The organism is Pseudomonas sp., from assembly GCF_026224925.1.
In the GTDB taxonomy this organism is placed as follows: domain Bacteria; phylum Pseudomonadota; class Gammaproteobacteria; order Pseudomonadales; family Pseudomonadaceae; genus Aquipseudomonas.
This window is the reverse complement of the sequence record NZ_JAMFRV010000548.1, coordinates 1-3,961: the sequence shown is the minus strand read 5'-3', so window position 1 is coordinate 3,961 and position 3,961 is coordinate 1. Positions and strand designations below refer to the sequence as shown.

Below are 3,961 nucleotides of genomic sequence, written 5' to 3'. Positions count from 1 at the left end.
TCACGTCTCGTGCGTAATGTGTGTGCTTATTTTCGTGGGGTGTGGGGAGCATCCCCACACGTTTTTTCCCGGACGCGGTCCGGCACACGGATCGCGTTCGTCGCTCGAATCCTTCGCTCGCGCTAGTGAGGGGCATCGCCTCCCGACCCAATATCAAGGCGACGCGGCCACGGCCTGGCCGTGAAAAAGACCGCATCGAGCGACTTGGCCACGGTCGTCAAAAAGCCAAAAACGCGCAGAAACCGGCGCCAAAGGCGATGTGCGTGACGTGGTGTTTGTCCCGTGATTCGGCGCGTGCGGCCGGCAGGCTTGGTGTCGAAATCGCGATCGGCCTTGATCACTTTCGGCTGGAGGAAAACGACGCGGTTCACCGCGCTATGCAGGAATGCGCTGTTGGCGTGTGAGGTAAAGTCTCTATGTTTGCGTAGCGATCAGGTGACGTCACCTGCGAAGCGCCGGCCATCCAGGGCGGACGTATGCAGCCGGTCTGGCCGTGCTACCACATCATCATGTGTCCGAAGTCGGCGGATCGGGAGGCTCACCATTCTCGTCATGGAGCGCGGGAGCGAAGAGCGGGGCTGTTATGGGCAAAGGCAGAGAAAGCGCCATCGACGAACGGCGCGCTTGCGTGTGGTCCTGGCCCGGATGCTGGTACCGTTTCAGCCGATTTAAAAGAGATCGTCGCTGTTCCGAACCATCTGCATCGTCGCTGGCCGGGACGACCGGCCAGAACGCTCCTGCATGCAGCTGCGACGCGAAAGGGTTCCGCTTCGCTCCAGCCCTAGCGGGCCTCAAATCGCCCTTTCCGATGTTCGTTAAAGTAAAAGCGGCAGCCAGATCGTCGTGAACGCGATTGGACTGACACGGACAAGTCCCGAGATGAGACCGTTGTTCGAACGAACCACTTTCATCGTTGATTATTTATCCACGCAGCAATTGCAACCGAGAGCAACCTTCGAACAACCAAAACAACCTTAAAACAACCTGGTCCAACCCTAATCCAACCTCATCCAACCATAATCCAACCTCGTCCAACCCTAATCCAACCCTAATCCAACCTCGTCCAACCGAAATCCAACCATCTCCAACCTAAAACAACCATCATTGCAAGGGATATTCCGGTTTTGTAGGCACGACAAATATGATTACAAAATCCTGCGGATTATGTATTCATATTGCGTGCCAAAGGGGAATCCCCTTTGAAACCCCTGTGTCCGACGGACATCAGAGCGACTGAGAATTGGCCGGCGATCACCGATCATTATTTCTGCCACGCCACGTACGCCGCAAATTGCCATTTTTCGACAGCAAGAGTTACGGACTGTTAATTCGCAGGTCCTTGGCTAGTCCAAGGTCGGGGCCAAAACACGAGTTGTACCGGAAAGTTCAGCCTTCACAGGTTGGGCTTTTCGCGTTGACGGATAGTTGAATATTTCCATCAAGCCGGACAGCAATTCTCACGTCAAGCCGGAAATCCAATGACATGCCAAACCGGACACCTATTCTCCTGCATGGATTCGCTTGGCTAGCGCACCGGCGCTGCCGGCCGACATCGGGCATCGGCCGTCGATCAGCTGCAGGTCGACGTCCACCTGCAGTTGGGTGAATATTCTCATCACTGCCGCCACCCAATCTAATAAGTCGCCGCCACCTGCTCTCACTGACCGCCGCAACGCAATCGCATAAAACGCCGCCACTTGTTCCCATGGGTTACAGCCAGCACCCAGCTAGGGCTGTGACCGTCAACCTAGGGGCGGCGAAGTACCGCTTCCGGCCGAAGCCGCCACTCAATTGAATTGCTGTAATTTTCCTGTATAGCTTGGCTTGCAGTGCCAACAGCCAACAGCGCTAACCTGAAGAGCCACGTGGCCAGGGGCCTGGTAGCGAAGGGCGTCTGAGTCAGGGGAAGCCGCTGGTGTGTTCTTTTTGGCGCTGTCGCCCTTTTTGGAGGTTTCATTCAGGCACCACCATTTTTGCTAGTGAGATTTCGCGTATTTTCCAGATCGGCAAGATGTTATGCTCTATGGTTATGACCGAGTTCGGCCATACCGGACGCTTAAGGATTTTTGAGACCTCCCATTCAAAAACAAGAACGAAAAATCTAGGAAATACGTGGATCGATACGATATCAGTGACCTTCTGAGCAAGGCACCACTGGAGGAAGTAGTAAGACGACTTGGTATAGACGCCGAGCGGCGCGGCTCGCAGACTCTGGCACTTTGTCCGTTTCACCAAGACACACGACCGTCGCTGACTCTGTATCCAGCTGATGGCACTTCCCCCGCGCACTTTCATTGTTTTGCTTGTGGTACCCATGGCACTGCCATTGACCTAGTCAAGCAAGTTGAAGGGCTGGAATTCCTGCCGGCTGTAGCGTGGCTGGCCCAGCAATTCGGCGCCAAGCCCTTGCGCCTGAGGTCCGTGCGACGGGACGAGCGAAAAGCTACCAGCGAAACCGCGCTGGACTTTGCGCTACGCACTTTTGATGAGCGACACGACGCCGAGCGGTTCAAGTCTTGGTGCTTTGAACGTGATTTCAATGATGAGTTTCTCTACCGCCAAGGGCTGCGTTGCGTCACGCGCAGTGTCTTGGTTGAAGCCTTGCAGAGCAAGGATTTAGGCGAACGTATCGAGTTGCTTGACGGGCTGGAGAGTCTTGGGCTGATCAAACGCTTGCGCTCCCGATCCTCTTCTAGCCAATGGAAGCTGGATTTGCTCGACCAGTTTCAAGACTGTTTTTATGATGGACGCGTGATCATCCCCATTCGTAGCTCCGATGCCAATAAGCCCAAAGTAAGCGGCTTTGCGGGTCGCGCGCTACAGAATGTGCCCCCAGAAGGTGTCGCGAAATACATGCTAACGTCGGGCTTCGATAAGAGCAATCATCTATTCAATGCGACGGATGCATTCAAAGCCGTCAAAGATGCATTAAAGAATAACCAACAGGCCACGCTTTATCTGGTTGAGGGCTTTCTGGATGCGCTACGCCTTCTGGAGTTGGGTAAGCCCGCAGTAGCGCTGATGGGTATCAGCCTGAGCAATCAACAACTGGGGCTGCTGAAAGCGCTAGCGGAGAACGCACCCGGCAAAGGCGAGTTGGTGTACAGCGTTTTTCTAGACAGCGACTCCGCCGGTTTCGGTGGTGCCAGTCGCTTGGTGCGCAGACTGCTTGACCTCCAAGGTGTGGATCTGCGTTGGGTAGGACTGCCCTGGCGAACTGATCCTGCCTTGGGCAAAGACCCCGACACTAGTCTGCGCAACTTGGCCTCGTCCGAGGAAGCCGCCGCTTGGTTGCGGAGCTTCGAACTGCCGGCCGAAGGCCTGCTTCTCGCAGCTGAACTGGGAAGTCAAGACGCATCAGAACTTCAGGCATCCCGCTGGAATCAGTTGGCTGCGACCACCCGCGAAAGGGCTTTATTTAGAACTGCCCTCGCCGTTAAGCGACTCTACGGCCACCGTTTGCCTAGCGTGCCTGCGATACGGCTCATTGACAGCCAGTTGCCATGGGCGCAGCAGCTTCAAGGGATGCTGGCAGTATCCAATGATGCTAAGCCGCCCATACAACGCAGCTTGTACCTCGACGATGTTCTTCCGCGCGCAGCATTGGCCAGAAGGCTTGCTTATCACGGCGCGCATCGTGGCGAACTGCCTTGCGATGAGGAGGCTTGGCAAACTTTAAATAGTAATGAATACCTGTTTGACCAGACTGCGCTGGATCGCCTAAACGCGACTCTTCAGCAAAATTCATGGCACCAGGCAGCACCCTTCGATGCTGTGCATCTACCACGCAAGCTTACTGGGGACAAAAACGTACTGGACGATCCGCGTCTAAAGGTGATGCCTCACCCGGCTGACTTGCATGCGCAGCAGTTGCTGCTCAACGAGTTGCTCACCGAGCGGCATGATCGTTTAAGCGCCGGAGGCCAGACGTTCTCAGCGTGCATTCCCGCCGTGCGCTGGT

1 protein-coding gene is annotated in these 3,961 nt (G+C 55.5%); it reads left to right on the top strand.

Features of this window, described 5'->3' with window-relative positions; genetic code table 11:
- Positions 1 to 2,112 precede the first annotated feature (2,112 nt).
- A partial coding sequence (locus M0974_RS23085; protein ID WP_297842341.1) for a DNA primase occupies positions 2,113 to 3,961 on the top strand: 1,849 nt, incomplete at its 3' end.